Origin of the sequence: Haloterrigena salina JCM 13891 (assembly GCF_000337495.1) — an archaeon.
Lineage (GTDB): Archaea > Halobacteriota > Halobacteria > Halobacteriales > Natrialbaceae > Haloterrigena > Haloterrigena salina.
Window position 1 is genome coordinate 153,645 of the sequence record NZ_AOIS01000054.1, and the last position, 16,240, is coordinate 169,884.

At 63.2% G+C, this 16,240-nt stretch carries 17 protein-coding genes and 2 pseudogenes; 7 read left to right on the forward strand and 12 right to left on the reverse strand.

Going from position 1 to position 16,240, the window contains the following annotated elements:
- Positions 1–93: 93 nt before the first annotated feature.
- From C477_RS16295 to C477_RS23055, 4 genes and pseudogenes are all read right to left on the reverse strand, one after another.
- The gene (locus C477_RS16295) at positions 94–759 is read right to left on the reverse strand and encodes a 2,5-diamino-6-(ribosylamino)-4(3H)-pyrimidinone 5'-phosphate reductase (protein ID WP_008895625.1); all 666 of its coding nucleotides are present in this window, start codon (positions 757–759) and stop codon (positions 94–96) included.
- 123 nt (positions 760–882) lie between these two features.
- Positions 883–1,470 (reverse strand): cupredoxin domain-containing protein, encoded by a 588-nt coding sequence (locus C477_RS16300; protein ID WP_008895626.1) that lies wholly within the window; start codon positions 1,468–1,470, stop codon positions 883–885.
- A 100-nt stretch (positions 1,471–1,570) separates the two neighbouring features.
- Positions 1,571–2,437 carry a ZIP family metal transporter gene (locus C477_RS16305; protein WP_008895627.1) on the reverse strand — a complete coding sequence of 289 codons (867 nt, stop codon included), beginning with the start codon at positions 2,435–2,437 and terminating at the stop codon, positions 1,571–1,573.
- A 164-nt stretch (positions 2,438–2,601) separates the two neighbouring features.
- A pseudogene (locus tag C477_RS23055) lies at positions 2,602–2,718 on the reverse strand (2,5-diamino-6-(ribosylamino)-4(3H)-pyrimidinone 5'-phosphate reductase); the annotation flags it as partial.
- A 278-nt stretch (positions 2,719–2,996) separates the two neighbouring features.
- Here C477_RS23055 and C477_RS16315 point away from each other — a divergent pair.
- The 5 genes from C477_RS16315 (at position 2,997) to C477_RS16335 (ending at position 8,568) form a co-directional block, all read left to right on the forward strand.
- Positions 2,997–3,932: a hypothetical protein gene (locus C477_RS16315; protein WP_008895629.1), complete on the forward strand. Its 936-nt coding sequence runs from the start codon at positions 2,997–2,999 to the stop codon at positions 3,930–3,932.
- A 197-nt stretch (positions 3,933–4,129) separates the two neighbouring features.
- Positions 4,130–5,413 (forward strand): Single-stranded DNA binding protein, encoded by a 1,284-nt coding sequence (locus tag C477_RS16320; RefSeq protein WP_008895630.1) that lies wholly within the window; start codon positions 4,130–4,132, stop codon positions 5,411–5,413.
- On the forward strand, positions 5,410–7,311 hold the full coding sequence (locus tag C477_RS16325; RefSeq protein ID WP_008895631.1) for a hypothetical protein: 1,902 nt from the start codon (positions 5,410–5,412) through the stop codon (positions 7,309–7,311). The genes C477_RS16320 and C477_RS16325 overlap by 4 nt, the downstream gene beginning before the upstream one ends.
- 10 nt (positions 7,312–7,321) lie before the next feature.
- Positions 7,322–8,182 (forward strand): metallophosphoesterase, encoded by an 861-nt coding sequence (locus C477_RS16330; protein ID WP_008895632.1) that lies wholly within the window; start codon positions 7,322–7,324, stop codon positions 8,180–8,182.
- Between the two features lie 83 nt (positions 8,183–8,265).
- Entirely contained in the window at positions 8,266–8,568 is a 303-nt protein-coding gene (locus C477_RS16335) for a hypothetical protein (protein ID WP_049914596.1), read from the forward strand.
- A gap of 47 nt (positions 8,569–8,615) precedes the next feature.
- Here C477_RS16335 and C477_RS16340 read toward each other — a convergent pair whose 3' ends face one another.
- Both C477_RS16340 and C477_RS16345 read right to left on the reverse strand, forming a co-directional pair.
- Positions 8,616–8,975 (reverse strand): hypothetical protein, encoded by a 360-nt coding sequence (locus C477_RS16340; protein ID WP_008895634.1) that lies wholly within the window; start codon positions 8,973–8,975, stop codon positions 8,616–8,618.
- Between the two features lie 97 nt (positions 8,976–9,072).
- Positions 9,073–9,423 (reverse strand): hypothetical protein, encoded by a 351-nt coding sequence (locus C477_RS16345; RefSeq protein ID WP_008895635.1) that lies wholly within the window; start codon positions 9,421–9,423, stop codon positions 9,073–9,075.
- A 245-nt stretch (positions 9,424–9,668) separates the two neighbouring features.
- On the opposite strand from C477_RS16345, the gene C477_RS16350 reads away from it, so the two are divergent.
- The gene (locus C477_RS16350; RefSeq protein WP_008895636.1) at positions 9,669–9,902 is read left to right on the forward strand and encodes a hypothetical protein; all 234 of its coding nucleotides are present in this window, start codon (positions 9,669–9,671) and stop codon (positions 9,900–9,902) included.
- A gap of 174 nt (positions 9,903–10,076) precedes the next feature.
- On the opposite strand, the gene C477_RS23060 is transcribed toward C477_RS16350, so the two are convergent.
- From C477_RS23060 to C477_RS16365, 4 genes and pseudogenes are all read right to left on the reverse strand, one after another.
- The gene (locus tag C477_RS23060) at positions 10,077–11,294 is read right to left on the reverse strand and encodes an orc1/cdc6 family replication initiation protein (protein WP_008895637.1); all 1,218 of its coding nucleotides are present in this window, start codon (positions 11,292–11,294) and stop codon (positions 10,077–10,079) included.
- Positions 11,295–11,875: 581 nt separating this feature from the next.
- Positions 11,876–11,992, reverse strand: a pseudogene (locus tag C477_RS23630) (IS1595 family transposase); the annotation flags it as partial.
- 337 nt (positions 11,993–12,329) lie between these two features.
- A complete protein-coding gene (glnA, locus tag C477_RS16360; RefSeq protein WP_008895638.1) occupies positions 12,330–13,685 on the reverse strand; it encodes a type I glutamate--ammonia ligase in 1,356 nt (451 codons plus the stop codon).
- Between the two features lie 318 nt (positions 13,686–14,003).
- Positions 14,004–14,339, reverse strand: a complete 336-nt coding sequence (locus tag C477_RS16365; protein WP_049914610.1) for a hypothetical protein — start codon at positions 14,337–14,339, stop codon at positions 14,004–14,006.
- A gap of 402 nt (positions 14,340–14,741) precedes the next feature.
- Between C477_RS16365 and C477_RS16370 the strand changes: the two genes are divergently transcribed.
- Positions 14,742–15,092: a thioredoxin family protein gene (locus tag C477_RS16370; RefSeq protein WP_008895640.1), complete on the forward strand. Its 351-nt coding sequence runs from the start codon at positions 14,742–14,744 to the stop codon at positions 15,090–15,092.
- A 62-nt stretch (positions 15,093–15,154) separates the two neighbouring features.
- Here the strand turns inward: C477_RS16370 and C477_RS24580 are convergent, their stop codons facing one another.
- Positions 15,155–15,529 (reverse strand): hypothetical protein, encoded by a 375-nt coding sequence (locus C477_RS24580; protein WP_008895641.1) that lies wholly within the window; start codon positions 15,527–15,529, stop codon positions 15,155–15,157.
- A 104-nt stretch (positions 15,530–15,633) separates the two neighbouring features.
- Entirely contained in the window at positions 15,634–16,053 is a 420-nt protein-coding gene (locus C477_RS16380) for a hypothetical protein (RefSeq protein ID WP_008895642.1), read from the reverse strand.
- Positions 16,054–16,240 lie beyond the last annotated feature (187 nt).

Below are 16,240 nucleotides of genomic sequence, written 5' to 3' on the forward strand. Positions count from 1 at the left end.
AATCGGATAATAAAATTGTCCGTATAATTGATCGCTCGATCAGTTCTCAAACGTCATCTAATACGCGAGACCCGACCGGACGAGTCCGCCGGCCTAGCGCCCCTCGACGCGCCAGCTCAGCAAGGCGCCGTCGTCGAGTCGTGCGACCTCTTCGAGACTGAGCGACGGAAACGCCTCGACGAACCCCTCGCCGTCGGCCAGCGTCGGGGCGTCGCGGCCGCCGATGACTGTCGGGCCGACGAACGTCCGTAACTCGTCGACCAATCCGGCCTCGAACAGCGAGAAGATGAGTTCGCCGCCGCCCTCGACCATGATCCGCTCGAGGCCCGCCGACTCGAGCGCCGCGAACGCCCGCAGGAGGTCGACGCGCTCGTCGCCGGCGGTCACGAGCTCCGCGCGGTCGGTCAGCTCCAGCCGCGTATCGACTGGGGCGGCCTCGCTGAGACAGACGTAGGTCGTCGCCGCGTCGTCCAGCACCGCGGCGTCGGTCGGGGTGCGCCCCCGCGAGTCGACGACGACGCGGGCCGGCTGTTTCGGTTCGCCCCGCTCGAGGCGCTCGTTGCACAGCGATTCGTCCTTCACTGTCAGGTGCGGATCGTCGGCGAGGACGGTGCCGACGCCGACGACGACGGCGTCGCTGTCGGCTCGGAGCCGATCGACGCGCTCGAAGTCCGCTTCGCCACTGATCGCAATCTGCTCGCGGCGCCGCGAGGAGAGTTTGCCGTCCGCGCTCGCGGCGGCGTTGACGACGACGTGCATGGGTCTTCTCCGTGGCCGTCCGTAAAGAAACACCGTGAACTGACCGCCGTAACCGCTCCTCTCGACCGTCGATGCTATCGGTCGCGATTCCCGCTGTCGGTCGCGACCGTCGCCGTCGACCGGTTACTGGACTTCGATGTCGCCGTTCATCGTCGCCTGATGGGGCTCGCAGATGTACTGGGCCATCTCGCTGGTGACCTCGTCGATCGAGAGCGTCTGGGTCTCCCCTTCCTCCGACATGATCTCGGTCTCGTAGTCGTCGACGACCTCGTCGTTGTCGTCGAGAATCTGGATGTTGTGGCCGGCGCCGTCCAGATTCTCCCACGTGATCTCGTAGGCCTCCCCCTCTTGGAGGGTCAGCGTCGGATTCTCCTCACCGGCGATCTGTTCGGGTATGGCGCCCTGCCAGGCCTGCGTCTCGCCGCCGAGTCCGATCTCGCCGGGCTCCAGCACCCCGCTGCCACCGCCGCCTTCCGACTCGTTCGTTTCGTTACCGCCTTCCGATTCGTTCGTCTCGTTACCGCCTTCCGATTCGTTCGTCTCGTTACCGCCCTCTGTTTCGTTCGTCTCGTTGCTACCCGCCGACTCGTTCGTCCCCTCTTCGCCGTTACCCGACTGATTTTCCTCGTCGCCGTTTCCACCGGGACCACCACCGCCGCCACAGCCGGCGAGAAGGGCCGCTACGGCCGTGCTTCCCCCGAGTCGAAGCACCGACCGTCGTGACCACGGATTGTCTAGAGACATGAACTTGTTGGGGTATGTTGACAAGTAACATAATACGATTCCCGGAAGATGCCGGGTTTCGGCCAGTTCAGACGGCGAGTCCGACGTCGACGACGACCATCACGACGAAGCCGATGACGAACGTCAGCGTGGCCTCGTCGGCGTAGCCGTGGCCGTGGCTCGCGGGGATCATCTCCCGGAAGATAACCGCGAGCATCGTTCCGGCGGCGAAGCCGGCCGCCACCGGGAAGAGCCCGGTGACGACCGCGACGAGGGCGAAGCCGATCGCGGCCGCGATCGGTTCGGGACCCGCGCCGGAGAGCGTCGTGTAGAGGATCGTCTTCGGCTTCGAGAGACCGGTTTGACTCGCCGGGATCGCCATCGCGAAGCCGTCGGGAACGTTCTGGACGGCGATCGCGACCGCCAGTGCGATCCCGACGCCCTCGAGGCCGCCCGCGAAGGCGATGCCGATCGCCAGCCCCTCCGGGACGTTGTGGATGGTGATCGCGCTGCCGACGAGAATCGCCTGTCGGAGGTCGTCGTCCGGCGCGGGGACGGTGTCCTTGTCGTTCGCACCGTCGTCGGACGTTCCTTCTGGGGAGGGCGACTTCGGCGCGGCCTCGAGTTCCACCTCCGACCCCGAGATCGGCGGATAGGTCCCGTCCGCCTCGCCCGTGATGAGCAGGTGAATGTGTGGGATGAGCCGGTTCGCGGCCAACAGGAAGACGCTGCCGAGGAGAACGCCGACGACGACCTCCCACAGCGAGCCGAACTCGAGGCCGGGGACGACCAGCGCGAAGACGGCCGCGCCGAACATGATCCCGGCCGCGAGGCCGAGCGCGGCGTCGTAGAAGCGGTGGCTGATCCGCTCGGTCACGTACACCGGCAGTGCGCCGAGCCCGGTCGCCGCGCCGGCCAACGCTGCGATCATCACGACCTCCCCGAGTGTGCTCACGAGTACCTCGACATCGCGGTTGCTGGGGGAAAACGTTCACGATCGCTGAAATCCGACGTCGTCCGCTCGACTATCGGCGCTCGATCACTCGAGGCGACGGGGATCGTCGCTCGAACCGAGCAGGCTCCGGATGACGATGAGTCCGCCGACTCGAGCGCCGCGAACGCCCGCAGGAGGTCGACGCGCTCGAAGTCCGCTTCGCCGCTGATTGCGATCTGCTCGCGGCGCCGTGAGGAGAGGTTACCGTCCGCGCTCGCGGCGGCGTTGACGACGACGCGCATACCGTCTCTCCGGAGGGGATCCCCGAGAAGAGACGGTGTTTCGCCGCCGCCGGTGACGGCCACGACCGGACGATTTGGCCGCGACGAGCGGCGAACCGATCGCGGGCGCGGTGAACTCGAACCTCGATTCACGTCGGACATCGTGGTAACAATCGCCATCGCGTTTGTTGTTTCCGGGGATGACTTTCGATAATATTATGGCCATTATGAATGAATAGTCATTCATGGCCCTACAGGAAAAACTGACTATGGCGAAGGGGACACTTACCACTCCCTTTATGCGACGTCAACTCCTGCTGTCTTCCGTTCTCGGTCCGATCCAGAAGCGGATCCGGGGAAACGACGGCGAGTACGTCATGGATGCGGACTGGGATAACCTGATTATCCTCGACGGCTGTCGATACGACCTGTTCACGCAGATCTATGCCAAGCACTCGTTGGACGGAGAACTCTCTCGGTTTCAGTCCCGGGGCAGTTCGTCGCCGGAGTTCCTCTCCGAGAACTTCGAGGGGCGGTCCTACAACGATACCGTCTACGTCACCGCGAACCCCCACGAGAAACGAGTTCTCGACGACGCGTTTTACGATACGGACCGCGCCTGGATCGACGACTGGGACGACGAAGACGGGACCGTCCTCCCGGAGGTTCTTTCCGAACACGCTCGGGCCGCTCACGACGCCTATCCGAACAAGCGGCTGATCGCCCACTTCATGCAGCCTCACGTCCCGTTCATCGGCGAAACGCAACTCGATGTCGACAGCGAAATCACGAGCGGACTTCGGGATATGATGCTCGACGGCTCGATGGACGACGCGCCCGGATTCGTCTGGGAAGAGTTGCAAAACGGCGCGATCGAAGAGGGCGTCTTCTGGGAAGCCTATCGCGATAACCTAATTCGGGTGCTCGAGGAGGCCGTTCCGCTCGCCGAGGATCTCCCGGGGAAGACGGTGATCACGGCCGATCACGGAAACGCGCTCGGCGAGTGGGCGACGCCGTTCCCGGTCCCGGTTTACTTCCACCCGACGAACATCCGTATGCCGGAACTGAACACCGTCCCGTGGTTCGTTCCGCCCTATTCGGAGCGAAAACGGATCGTACGATCGGGCGGCGCTCCTGCGGAGACGATCGATGAGCCTGCCACAGCCGACGAGTCGGCCGAATCCGACGAGAGCGCTGTCGAAGACCGTCTCTCGGCGCTTGGCTACGTGGACTAATACTGCGGGACGGACCGACTTCGGAGTGACTGCCATCCGGGAGTTTATCGACTCCACTGCACACCCACCTCCACTGCTTACCCGGCCGCACTCGCGGTCCGGTTGAGCGACTGCGACCGCCTGCCAAAATCCGTTCGAACCTTCACTTTCACCCCGTTGCGGGAACGCTTTTGAAGCCCCCGCACGAAAAGCAAGTGATGGAACTCGACGATCATGCCGAGGATCTCGCCTCCGACCTCGGTGTCGACAAAGAGGAGGTCAAATCCGACCTGCAGAACTTGGTGGAGTACAGCGTTCCCGTCGACGAGGCCAAACAGAGCCTGCGACGGAAGTACGGCGACGGCTCGAGCGGCGGCGGTGCCCCCTCGAGCAAGGACATCGCCGAGATCACGCCCGAGGACGGCAACGTCACCGTGACTGGTGTGGTCCTGACGTCCGGCAAGCGCTCGATCCGCTACCAGGGCTCGGACCACGTTATCGTCGAAGGTCGACTGGCCGACGAGACCGGCGCGATCGACTACACCGCCTGGGAGGACTTCGGGCTCTCGGCCGGCGACACGATCACCGCGGGCAACGCGGGCGTCCGCGAGTGGGACGGCGAACCCGAGCTCAATCTCGGCGAGAGCACCTCGCTGTCCTTCGAGGACGACTCGCTCGACATTCCCGCGGCCTACGCCGACGAGATCGGCGGCGACGCGCAGTTGGCCAATCTCCAGACCGGTGACCGCGCGGTGAACGTCGAGGTGGCCGTCGTCGAGTGCGAACGACGGACGATCGACGGCCGCGACGGCGAGACCGAAATCCTGAGCGGCGTCTTCGGCGACGAGAGCGGCCGCCTGCCGTTCACGAACTGGGATCCCGCCCCCGAAATCGAGGACGGCGGTGCCGTCCGGATCGAGAACGCCTACGTACAGGAGTTCCGAGGCGTTCCGGAAGTGAACGTCTCGGAGTTCTCGACGGTCACCGCCCTCGACCGCGAGATCGAGGTCGGGGCAAATTCGACGACGATGGATGTCGGCGAGGCCGTCCGAACCGGCGGCATCTACGACGTCGAACTCGTCGGCAACGCCATCGCGGTTCGCGACGGATCCGGACTGATCCAGCGCTGCCCCGAGTGTTACCGCGTCATTCAGAAGGGCCAGTGTCGCACCCACGGCGACGTCGACGGGATCGACGACCTCCGGGTGAAGGCGATCCTCGACGACGGCACCGGCGCCGTTACCGTCGTCCTGGACGACGAACTCACCGAGGACGTCTACGGCGGGACTCTGGATGACGCCCTCGAGCAGGCCCGCGAGGCGATGGACCAGGAAGTCGTCGCCGACACGATCCGCGAACACATTGTCGGGAAGGAGTACCGCGTGCGCGGCCACCTCTCGGTCGACGAGTACGGCGCGAACGTAGACGCCGAGAGCTTCGAGGAGAGCGCCGACGATCCTGAGGCGCGTGCCGCCGCCTTCCTCGAGGAGGTGAGCGCATGAGCGCGAACGGGAACGGCGAGGACGACGAGGAGATTCCGGGACGCGAAGTCGCCTACCGACTGTTCGCCGCGGAGTACGACGACGCGTCGTTCTCCTACGCCGAGAGCGATGAGGAGCGGGCACCCAACTACGTCATCTCGCCGACCGGCGCGCGGCTCAACCGCGTCTTCGCCGTCGGGACCCTCACCGAGATCACCGCGGTCAACGACGAGATGGTCCGAGCCCGCGTCGTCGACCCGACCGGCGCGTTCGTCGTCTACGCCGGCCAGTACCAGCCCGACGAACTCGCGACGCTCGAGCGACTCGAGCCGCCCGAATTCGTCGCGGTGACAGGGAAGGCCCGCACCTTCCAGCCCGATGACTCGGATCAGGTCTACACCTCGCTCCGCCCGGAGAGCATCGCGACGGTCGACGCCGATACCCGCGATCGCTGGGTCGTCAGCGCGGCCGAACAGACCGTCGAGCGCGTCGGCACCTACGCCGCGGCCGCCGAAAGCGGGGCAAGCGCGGAGCCACGCTCCGCGGACAGTCGAGCGGCGGAGTCGTTCGAGACGGCAGAGCCGTCTCGTGATGACGGAAGCCGCGAAGCGGCTTCCGAACCACCGCGAGACGCCAGCGGCGAGGCGCTGTCCGACGCGCTCCTCGAGGCCGGCGTCGACAAGGGACTGTCGGCGGGAATTCCGCTCGCCCAGGACCACTACGGGACGACGCCGGATTACCTCGCGGCCCTGCGCGACTGCGCCCTCGAGGCCGTCGAGGTCGTCGCGGGCGAGCGCGATCAGGTCGAGGCGTTCTCGCTCGCGCCCGACGGCTCGAGTCCCGACGCCGACGCCTCGTTCGCGGCGCTTGCCGACCTCGTCGACCTCGATCTCGAGGGTCTCGAGTCGGCCGCTGCTCCCGAGGCTGAAGCCGAATCCGAGTCCGAACCCGAGCCGGAACCGGCCGCGGCGACGGCCGGTACCGGGTCCGCCGCGGGGACGGCGACGAGCACCGACCGCGAGGCTTCGACGACCGACGTCGATGTCGAATCCGACGACGCGGACGCCGTCGAGGCGGAATCAGAGACCGAGACGGAGCCGCCGACGGAATCGACCCCCGAGAGCGCCGAACCGGCCGCCGAAACGACCGAGGCGACGCCCACCGGAACGGGCGTGACCGACGCCGAGGCCGACGCGACGGCCGACGTCGCCGCCACTGACGAGCCGAGCACCACCGACTCCGAGCCGGCCGACGCGGACGCCGGACTCGACGAGACGGACCTCGACGAATCTGAGACGACGGACGAAGCCATCGAGGCTGACGTTGACGCCGACGACGTCGGCGACGGCGGGATGTACGAGATGGACGAGGAAGAGCGCGAACAGCTCGAAGAGGAGTTCGGCGCCGAGTTCACGACCGGCGCGGAGGTCGAGGACCCCGGCGAGGCCGACATCGACGTGCCCGAACCCGACGACGAACCCGTCGACGAGTTCGAGACCGAAAGCGAGGCGGCTGCTGACGCCGCGGCGTCCGACGAACTCGACGCGTCTGCGTTAGACGAAGCCGAAACCGAGTCGACCGACGACCTCGGCGCGCCGCCGTCGTCGGGGCTCGAGGCCGACACGGAAGCGGAATCCGACGAAGACGACGCGACCGCCGAATCCGCCGCGACGGAGCCCGACGAGGACGCAGTCGACGACTCCGAGGTGGAGCCCGCGGCGGACGTCGACCTCGAGGACTACGTCGTCGAAACGATGGAGGACATAGACGACGGCGACGGCGCCGACCGGACCGAACTCGTCGAGCGAGTCGCCGACGAGACCGGCGCCGACGAGGGCGAGGTCGAGGACGCGATCCAGGACGCCCTGATGGGCGGCCAGTGTTACGAGCCCGACGACGAGACGCTGAAGGCGATCTGATCGACGACCGATGTCCGACGCGCCCCGCGGTTCGGCGCCGCCCCGCGTCGAGCCCGTCCCCGGCGAACCGGCCGCGACCGCGACCGTCGGGACCGAGCGCGTCCTGCTCGTCGCCGACTACCACGCCGGCTACGAGGCCGGACTGCGCTACGAACGCGGCGTCGACGTTCCCAGCCGCGCCCCCGACCGACGGGAGCGACTGCTGGGTTTGATCGAGCGCACCGACCCCGACCGCCTCGTCGTGCTCGGCGATCTGATGCACTCGATCGGCGACCCGGGCGGCGCCGAACGCGGGGAACTCGAGGTGCTCTTCGAGGCGTTCCCGCCCTCGCTGTCGGTGACGGTGGTGAAGGGCAACCACGACGGCGGCATCGAAGACTGGCTCACCCCCGAGAGCGAACGCGAGGTCGCCGCCCTCGAGTTCGATCCCGAAGCCGTGACGGTCACGCCCGGCGCCGGCGTCGCGCTCGGTGGTGGCGCTGTCGGCGTCTGCCACGGCCACACGTGGCCTGCCCCCGAGGTGCTCGAGTGCGACGTCGTCTGTCTGGGCCACGAACACCCCTGCGTCCGACTCGAGGACGAGGTCGGCGGCAGCCGCGTCGAACGGGCGTGGCTCCGCGGTCGTCTCGATCCCGACCCGTTCCGCGAGCGTCCCGAGTACGAGGGTGTCTCGTGGCTCGAGGAGGATGACGGGACGTCGTCCCAGTCCCCCCGGATCATCGTCATGCCGGCGTTCAACGACCTCGTCGGCGGCACGTGGGTGAACCTGGCGAACCAATCGTTTCTCTCGCCGTTTCTCCCCGCGGGACTGGCCGACGGCGAGGCCTATCTGGTAGACGGGACGCGGCTCGGGCCGTACGACGCGGTTTGACCGCTCGAGCGTCCGTTCGTCGGTACCGACCCGCAAGCGCATGTAAGCCGAATCGCCAACACGGGACCGCGCGAACGGGACGTATGCCCATGGAAACGTACCGGCTCGAGGTACGAGAGATCGAGACCGACGGGATCGACGTCGATGTTTACGGCGCCGACGACGTGATCGAGGAGTCGACTCGAGTCGCCTACGAGGACCACAATCTCGAGCCGCCGGCCTCGCGGGACGAGGAGCCGTCCTACACGGAGGAGATCACGGCCGACGTGACGACGCTCGACCTGCAGTACGAGCGCGACGGCGGCGGTTTCGAGTTCCGACTGTTGGGCGACCGCGACGAACTGACGCGAGTCAGAATCGACGACGAGGAGTGGAACCTGAACTGAGCGGTCGCGATCGCGATCGGCGCCGGGGCCGGCGATCGACCGTCGTCTCAGGCCTGTCCGGTGGCTTCCGGGAAATTGAGCTTTCGGGCGACGACCTCGGCCAGTCGCCCGGCCAGCGGACTGCGGTCGATCGTCGCCGTCCGGTGGAACCGCGCCTGAACGAAACACGGGAGCGCGGCGGCGAGGCTCGCGAAACCGCTCACTGGCCAGAGCGTTCCGCCGCTCGCGAGCCACGCGACGCTTCCGACGCCGACGAGACAGCAGACCGCGCTGCTGGCGGCGTACGCTCGCCAGAGCCGCGGCGCTCGAGTCCGCTGCTCGTCGGTGTACGAGCGCGCCTCGGCGACGCCGAAGACGCCGCCGACCGTGAGGACGAGTGCGAGGAAGCCGAAGAACGCGGTGAGCATATTCGGACGTTCTCTCCGGGCGCACATAATTGTTCCCCGACGAACACGTTCAGACGACGAAACCGGACGCCGTTTCGCGGGGCGGAGTATCGTCCTCTCACCAACTGCCGTTCTTTCGTTGGACCGTCTTCGACTCGATGCGGTCCCCGTCGCGCCACTGGAAGTAGTAGTAGGTCGTGCCGGCGATTTCCTTGACCGTAACCGACGCTCGGTCCGGGACGCCCTTGGGGTACTCGAGGTCGTCGTCGGGGTTGCTCGGAGTCGAACCCGTCGCTGCTCGTTCGTCCGACTCGTCCGTGGCCGATTCCGTCCACGCCGCGAGCTCTTCGAGGTAGGCGGCGATAGCGCGGAGGTCGTCGGCGTCTCGATCCTCGAGTCGCGCCAGCGCCTCCCCGGCGTCGCTGTCGAGATCGGACGGCGGCGTCGGGCGGTCGCGATCGTTCGTCATCGGGTCGTCTCGAAGGTGGGTCGACGCCCGTAAAACTCCCGTCGGTTCTGACCCGCCGCCCGACCGATCGGACGCCGCTGCGCTACTCCGGGAGCGCCGCGGTCGTCAGGCATCATGGTTGCTATCACCACCCATATTTTCTGGCCGACGAAAGTGTATCGAACCCTGTACTGTACTCCTTTATCCGATATATACACAACCCACGTGTGGATTTATATACACGAACGGGGACTCCACTGGTGACAATGAGTTCACAGAAGCAGCGACCGGAGCCCCGGATCGAACCGATTCCCGAAGAGCTCGACTCCGCGCAGGCGAAACTCGTCCTCCTCTGTCTCGAGGCGACGGGCGGCGCCACGGTCGACGATCTGGGCGACCTGCTGGCGATGAAGAAACTCTCGATTCTAAGTCTTCTGAACGAACTCTCGAGCGAGGACCTGATCGAACGGCGCGGCGAGGAGTACGTGGTCGCGAACTGAGCGGGACGGATGGCGATGGGGAACTAGATCCGAATCTGGTTGTATCGACCAGTGGCGATACTCACCCTGTAGGACTGAATCGCATTTTCTCAGAGATTCGATTGAGAGACTCCCTTGAGGCTTATCAGTAGTAGTATCAGAGACCCCCTCCCCACCATGTCCAGTGTCTTAGCGTCATCCGGTTTGATCGATGCGTTTCTGGATCGCTTCCGTCACCCCTACCATATCAACCGTCTCCTCAAGCGCTTCAAGTAATAGATCGGAATTCGTATCGAGTGAATATTCATAATATCGACCACCAGCTTCGCCTTTGTTTCGCTCGATTCGACTCGCGATTCCTAACATTGCGAGTTCACCGAGGTGGTCCCGCATTCGACGTGGGACCAGCGGATCAATCGCGGCACGATCACAGACGAGTTCGTACCGGTCTTGAATATCACGTGCTCTAATGGGAGTTTTTCGCTCCTCATGAAGCATTAAAAGCGCATATAGAACGAGATGCCCCTGTTGAGTGAGTCCAGTGACACCATCAACAATCCGGCTTCGTTCGAGTGCTTTCCGAGCCTCGTCAACGTGTACTTCGGTAACTCGCTCCGCATCTTGTTGGACGGCGATATCGCCTGCTTCCATAAGCAGATCAAGACTCTGACGGGCATCGCCAGCATCTTTCGCACCAAACGCAGCACACTTCGCAATCACTTCTCGTGGAACGATACTATCGTAAAAGGCAATTTCAGCACGTTGTCGAAGAATAGCACGAAGCTCGTTTGCATTGTAAGCCGGAAACTGCAGTTCTTTTTCGCAGAGGCTTGACTGAACCTTCGAACTCAATCCCTCTCGGTACTTGAAGTCGTTCGAAATACCGATGATACCGACTTTCGATTCCTCAAGGTTATCGTTTGCTCGAGCGCGAGGGATCTGATATAGGATAGAATCGTCTTCGATGTGATCGACTTCATCGAAAACGATAATTATCGTTCCACCCACTCCATCGAGTTCGTCCCAGAGCCACTCGTTGACCTGCCATTGCGGATATCCGGTTGGTTTCAACTGCTCATCTTGAGAACGAAATTTGTTTATCAATTGAATTGCAACCTGATAGCTCGTATTTAAGTCCTCACAGTTCAGTTGGACAGTCGTAAGTTCGACATCGTATTCTGCCGCATCTGACTCGAGCTCACCTAACAGATAGCGAGTACAGGCCGTTTTGCCAACGCCAGCTTTTCCGTAGAGAAATATGTTTGCGGGTTGATCGCCATTGATCACCGGCTGGAGTGCAGAAATATACCGCTGTAGTTCCTCATCTCGCCCAACGATTTCCCTGGGTTGGTAATCCTCACGGAGGACATCTCGTTGGCGGAAAATCTCCGTATCTGGTTGGAATATTCCCATTGATATTATTAGTGTACTTCTATTCAAATAATACCATCGTGTCCAGTGAGTCCAGTGTCTGCTATAGAACACGGATCACCCACCCTACTATGTCCAGTGTCTTCGTCTAGGAGTGGTACCTGTACCGATGTCTACAGTTCTATCGACTACTCAGCAACCTCTCGAGATTCTTGATAGCAGTAATATGAACTACTAATTACGATCCAGACACACCCCACCTTTCCGCTCTATAATCAGCAGAAAGTCCTCCTATTGCCATTGCTGGGGACAGCCACTGACTTGCAAAGAACAACTCTTCCTAATACCGGAATATATCACCTACACCAATAAATATATTCTATAATGGTCGGTCCTTGTAGCGTCTTCGAAGCAAACAACGCTGTAAGTACCAGATCGCTCTGTGTGCGTTCCTAAGCGTCCCTTGTGGCTCTATAGAGCGGAAAGGTGGGGTGGGGGTGTTCCAATTCCTCTTTCGATGCTCTTGTGGCGTAGATTGTTGGTAAATCACTTCGCAGGTTCGAGCATGGTTTTGAGCATTCTTCCTGTGTTCGGTGGCGGCTTTCGCTGCGGCTTGACACGCTGTAGATCGTCTTGTAGGAAACTTCGATTTCTACATCTAATTGCTTGAGGCTCGTGTTGAAGCGGATGTCAGTATAGATGACGAAAAACAACTTTCTAAGTACGACCAACGAATGCTCACCCGTCTTTCGGAAGACACTGGACATGGTGGGGTGGGAGAGAAGACACTGGACATGGTGGGGTGGGAGAGAAGACACTGGACATGGTGGGGTGGGAGAGAAGACACTGGACATAGTGGGGTCTCTCTATAATCTAAAGTTCCTGACACAAATCGGCGACCAAACCATCAAAAGACACTGGATACACTGGGGTGGGTCAGGGATAATTGAGGCGATGCAGTCTCTGGTGCTGGAAAAATTGATTCTAATGATGAGCGGTGTTGGTCCGGTGACTGATAAATTTCTACAAAAACGAGTGAACAGGCGGAACGGAAACGGAGGTCGACTGTTGATATCGTCAGTACTGCTCGAGGTAGCGGTCGAGCTCCCACTGGGAGACGTCGACGAGGTATTCCTCGAACTCCTGACTCTTGGCCTCGATGAACTTCGGCGCGACGTGCTCGCCGAGCGCGTTGTAGATGACTTCGTCCTCCTCGAGGGCCCCGACGGCTTCGCCGAGGTTCGACGGGAGCGTCTCGATGCCGTACTCTTCGCGTTTCTCCTCGTCGAACTCGTAGATGTTCTCCCGAACCGGATCGGGACACTCGAGGTCCTGCTCGATGCCGTCGAGACCCGCGTGGATCATGACGGCGAAGGCGAGGTACGGGTTACAGGACGGATCCGGCGAGCGCAGCTCGATGCGCGAGGCCGCGGGGACGCGGGCGGCCGGCTTGCGGACCAGCGCCGAGCGGTTACGATCCGACCAGGCGACGTAGACCGGCGCCTCGTAGCCCGGCACGAGGCGCTTGTAGCTGTTGACCGTCGGGTTCGCGACCGCCGTGATCGCCGGCGCGTGTTCGAGAACGCCCGCGAGGTAGGAGTGGGCGGTGTCGGAGAGGTTGAACTCGTCGTCCTCGTCGTGGAACGCGTTCTCGCCGTCCTCGGTCATCAGCGACATGTGCGTGTGCATCCCCGAGCCGTTGATCTTCGGGATCGGCTTGGGCATGAACGTCGCGTGCAGGTCGTGTTCAGCGGCGATGGCGCGAACGACGGTGCGGAAGGTAGCGACGTTGTCCGCGGTCGCGAGCGCGTCGTCGTACTCGAAGTTGATCTCGTACTGGCCGCGAGCGACCTCGTGGTGGCTGGCCTCGATCTCGAAGCCCATGTCCTCGAGGCCGTAGATGATGTCCCGGCGGACGTCGCTCGCGAGGTCTTTCGGCGCGAGGTCGAAGTAGCCGCCGTAGTCGGCGGTGTCGGTCGTCGCGCGGCCCTCCTCGTCCTCCTCGAACATGAAGAACTCCGGCTCGGGCGCGAAGTTGACCTCGTACCCCATGTCGTTGGCGCGCTCGATGGCACCTTTGAGGACGTTGCGCGGGTCGCCCTCGAAGGGCTCGCCCGTCGAGGTGTTGTAGACGTCACAGATCATCCGGGCGGAGGCCCCGTCCTCGCGCTGTCTCCAGGGGAGGACGGCGAACGTGTCCGGATCGGGAACCAGACGCATGTCCGATTCCTGAATGCGGACGAAGCCCTCGATCGAGGAGCCGTCGAAGTAGATGCCCTCGGTGAAGGCCTTCTCGGCCTGGCGGGCCGGCACGGAGACGTTCTTCACCGTCCCCAGAATGTCGGTAAACTGCAGTCGAAGGAAGTCGATATCCTGTTCTTCGATCTCGTCCAGTACCTCCTCTTCCGCGGACGTTAGATTTCCGCTTGTCATCTTCTACTCGAGTAACCCATTGGATTCTACCACTAAAACTCTACTGTTGTTGGCGAACACTCCTATATTGGGATAAATTTGGACATGTGTTGTTTAGGAAAGGGTGTATGAGGGGCTGCAACTAACAACGACTGAAAAACGTCGGGGAAAACTGAATAGTCGTGTATCGGTTACTGATCGACCGCTACGAACGGCGCAGAGACCGAACACTGATCGGGACGCCCATCAGTCACCATCGGGACGTTAGTTGCGACCGCACGCGACCAGCGGGGGCGACCGCGACTCGCGGCGAGAGCCGACCGAGTTCGGCCGGCGCCGTCAGCGCCGCAGTCGGTCGCTCGCGGGAACCGATACGGCCGCGACGCCGGTCAGTCCGACGTCGATGGTCGCTCGCCAGACCTGGATCGTGGTTCGAATCGTTCGCTGCCACGTCGCGGTCGGCCGAGCGGTCGATCGATCGGTCGTCGCGTCGTCGGGGAGCGGTCGCTTCGTCAGCGTCGTCTCGCAGACGGGGCAGTCGTATTCGACGTATCGGTCCCGCGTCCGGCGAACCCAGTCGCCGTCGATCGGGTTCGCGTGGTCGCACTCCCAGCAAAACAGGGTCGATTTCCGGGGTACTGGCGAATTCTCGTCGGTAGTTGCGGGCCGAGTCATCGACTGGACCGACGGGAGCGGCGCGTAAAGCCATCGGCTACGGTTCGGATCGTCCACGCGAGTCGTCGTTCGTATACGAACGATTTCGTCCGAAACGGTGCGGTCTCCCGGTTCGAAAACCGGCCGCGTTGGCGGCGGCTGCGCAGCGGTTGCGAGGACCGCCGACGGTCGTCGAGGCGATCGACTCGAGGCCGCGCCCCGGTAACGCTTCAAACGAATTCATCCGAGTAGACCGTCGGCGAGTCCGTTCATCGCACGGGATCTCTCCGCCGACGGCGAGTCCGGTCGCCGTCGCGGACCGCTCCGCTTGCTCTCCGGGAGACTCGTTTCGGTTCGGCTCACGTGACCCCCACCAGCGTCCGCCGACGGTACCGATTTCAGCGCGAAGCCGATAGGGATAGTATGGACGACCCGATCAAACCGACGCACCTCGAGACCGGCAACGAGCTCGACGCCTTCCTCGAGCGCCACGACGTCGCCCTCGTCGAGTTCTACACCAGCGGCTGTACCATGTGTCAGGCGATGGAACCGGTTCTGGGCAACGTCGCCCGAGCGACCGGCGTCCCGGTCGCGCTGGTCAACCCCGGGGACGATATCGGACTCGTCGAGCGGTTCGAGATCCGCTCGGTGCCGACGCTGATCCTGTTTTCCGACGGCGAGGAGATCGACCGTCGCGCCGAGGGGTTCGTCGGCGCCGACGACGTCGTCGCGATGCTCGAAGCCGACGTTCCCGAGGCCGTCGACGCGGCGTAGGCCCGGCTTCTGCGAGGGCGTCCGAGCGTCGCCGCGCCGTCGCGCCGGCCGTCGGCCGCGAGTCACTCGTCTTCGGGCTCGAGTTCTGTCGGATCGACCTCGCCTTCGAGGTACCGCTCCCCTAACTCCGTGATGTCGTACATTCCGATGGCCTGTTTCACCAGCAGGCCGCGCTTGCTGAGCTCTCGACAGCGGTACGCGGCGTGGGGCGCGCGACAGACGTCCTCCGTTTCGATGTGGTCGGGATCGAAAATGTAGCTCTCCCGCATCAACTCGAGGATCTCGTCGTCGACGGGGTCCATCCATTCGGCGGGGACGTCCGGTTCCGATTCCGCTTCACCTTCTGCTTCGGCTTCGGCTTCTTCTGCCCCGTCGCTCGCGTCCGGGGCGTTCTCGTCCGGTTCCTCGTCACCGTCGTTTGCGTGCGGATCGGTCATGTTGATTCTCCCCGTGAATACGGTCGCGTCGGCCGGAAGAACGCAGTCGGGCTACAAGATACTGTTGCATCGCGCCGTCGCGCTCGGGAGCTGAGACCGCCGAGCTACGTCTGCGATTCGGGGGCGGCGTAGTCCACGTGGACGTTCGGGACGGCGGCCGGGGACAGGCCCGTGATCCGGCGGTCGACGAGCGTCACGTCCGCGAGGTCGCCGGTGAACCGGAACCGGAGCGTCCCGGATTCGATCGTCCCCTCGAGGGTCGATCCCGAGAGGATCGTCGCCGATTCGCTCTCGTCGTCGACCAGTTCGATCGTTCCGTCGACCGTAATCTCGAAACTCGAGGGGATGCCGTGCCCGATGATCGTCAGCGTGTTCGCCGACGAGTCGGCGTCCCGCGTGGTCGCGGCGATCGTGGCGGTCGTCGATTCGGCCGTCGCCGCCGCGGGCGTTCGATCGGCGAGATCGACGGCGACCGATCGATCGTCGTCCGTCTGCGCATCGTGGGTCGCGTACTGCCGTTCCATATACCGGATGATGTCGAGTATACAAGCATAAACTTTCTCACCTAACTATCGATAGGATTTGGTGAAATATGGGTTTTCATTTCAGTTTTAATCTATATTTCTACCTCACGGTGATGGTCCCGGCGTTTGACTCGACGACCAATCGCGAAACACTTATACCCGAATCGAAAGAAGCACCGGTACCCGA

What these genes read in the sequence shown, in the direction of transcription:
- C477_RS16295 (WP_008895625.1), bottom strand. Translation starts at nt 759, where the DNA reads ATGCACGTCGTCGTCAACGCCGCCGCGAGCGCGGACGGCAAACTCTCC.
- C477_RS16315 (WP_008895629.1), top strand. Translation starts at nt 2,997, where the DNA reads ATGCGACGTCAACTCCTGCTGTCTTCCGTTCTCGGTCCGATCCAGAAG.
- C477_RS16320 (WP_008895630.1), top strand. Translation starts at nt 4,130, where the DNA reads ATGGAACTCGACGATCATGCCGAGGATCTCGCCTCCGACCTCGGTGTC.
- C477_RS16325 (WP_008895631.1), top strand. Translation starts at nt 5,410, where the DNA reads ATGAGCGCGAACGGGAACGGCGAGGACGACGAGGAGATTCCGGGACGC.
- C477_RS16330 (WP_008895632.1), top strand. Translation starts at nt 7,322, where the DNA reads ATGTCCGACGCGCCCCGCGGTTCGGCGCCGCCCCGCGTCGAGCCCGTC.
- C477_RS16335 (WP_049914596.1), top strand. Translation starts at nt 8,266, where the DNA reads ATGCCCATGGAAACGTACCGGCTCGAGGTACGAGAGATCGAGACCGAC.
- C477_RS16340 (WP_008895634.1), bottom strand. Translation starts at nt 8,975, where the DNA reads ATGCTCACCGCGTTCTTCGGCTTCCTCGCACTCGTCCTCACGGTCGGC.
- C477_RS16345 (WP_008895635.1), bottom strand. Translation starts at nt 9,423, where the DNA reads ATGACGAACGATCGCGACCGCCCGACGCCGCCGTCCGATCTCGACAGC.
- C477_RS16350 (WP_008895636.1), top strand. Translation starts at nt 9,669, where the DNA reads ATGAGTTCACAGAAGCAGCGACCGGAGCCCCGGATCGAACCGATTCCC.
- C477_RS23060 (WP_008895637.1), bottom strand. Translation starts at nt 11,294, where the DNA reads ATGGGAATATTCCAACCAGATACGGAGATTTTCCGCCAACGAGATGTC.
- glnA (WP_008895638.1), bottom strand. Translation starts at nt 13,685, where the DNA reads ATGACAAGCGGAAATCTAACGTCCGCGGAAGAGGAGGTACTGGACGAG.
- C477_RS16365 (WP_049914610.1), bottom strand. Translation starts at nt 14,339, where the DNA reads ATGACTCGGCCCGCAACTACCGACGAGAATTCGCCAGTACCCCGGAAA.
- C477_RS16370 (WP_008895640.1), top strand. Translation starts at nt 14,742, where the DNA reads ATGGACGACCCGATCAAACCGACGCACCTCGAGACCGGCAACGAGCTC.
- C477_RS24580 (WP_008895641.1), bottom strand. Translation starts at nt 15,529, where the DNA reads ATGACCGATCCGCACGCAAACGACGGTGACGAGGAACCGGACGAGAAC.
- C477_RS16380 (WP_008895642.1), bottom strand. Translation starts at nt 16,053, where the DNA reads ATGGAACGGCAGTACGCGACCCACGATGCGCAGACGGACGACGATCGA.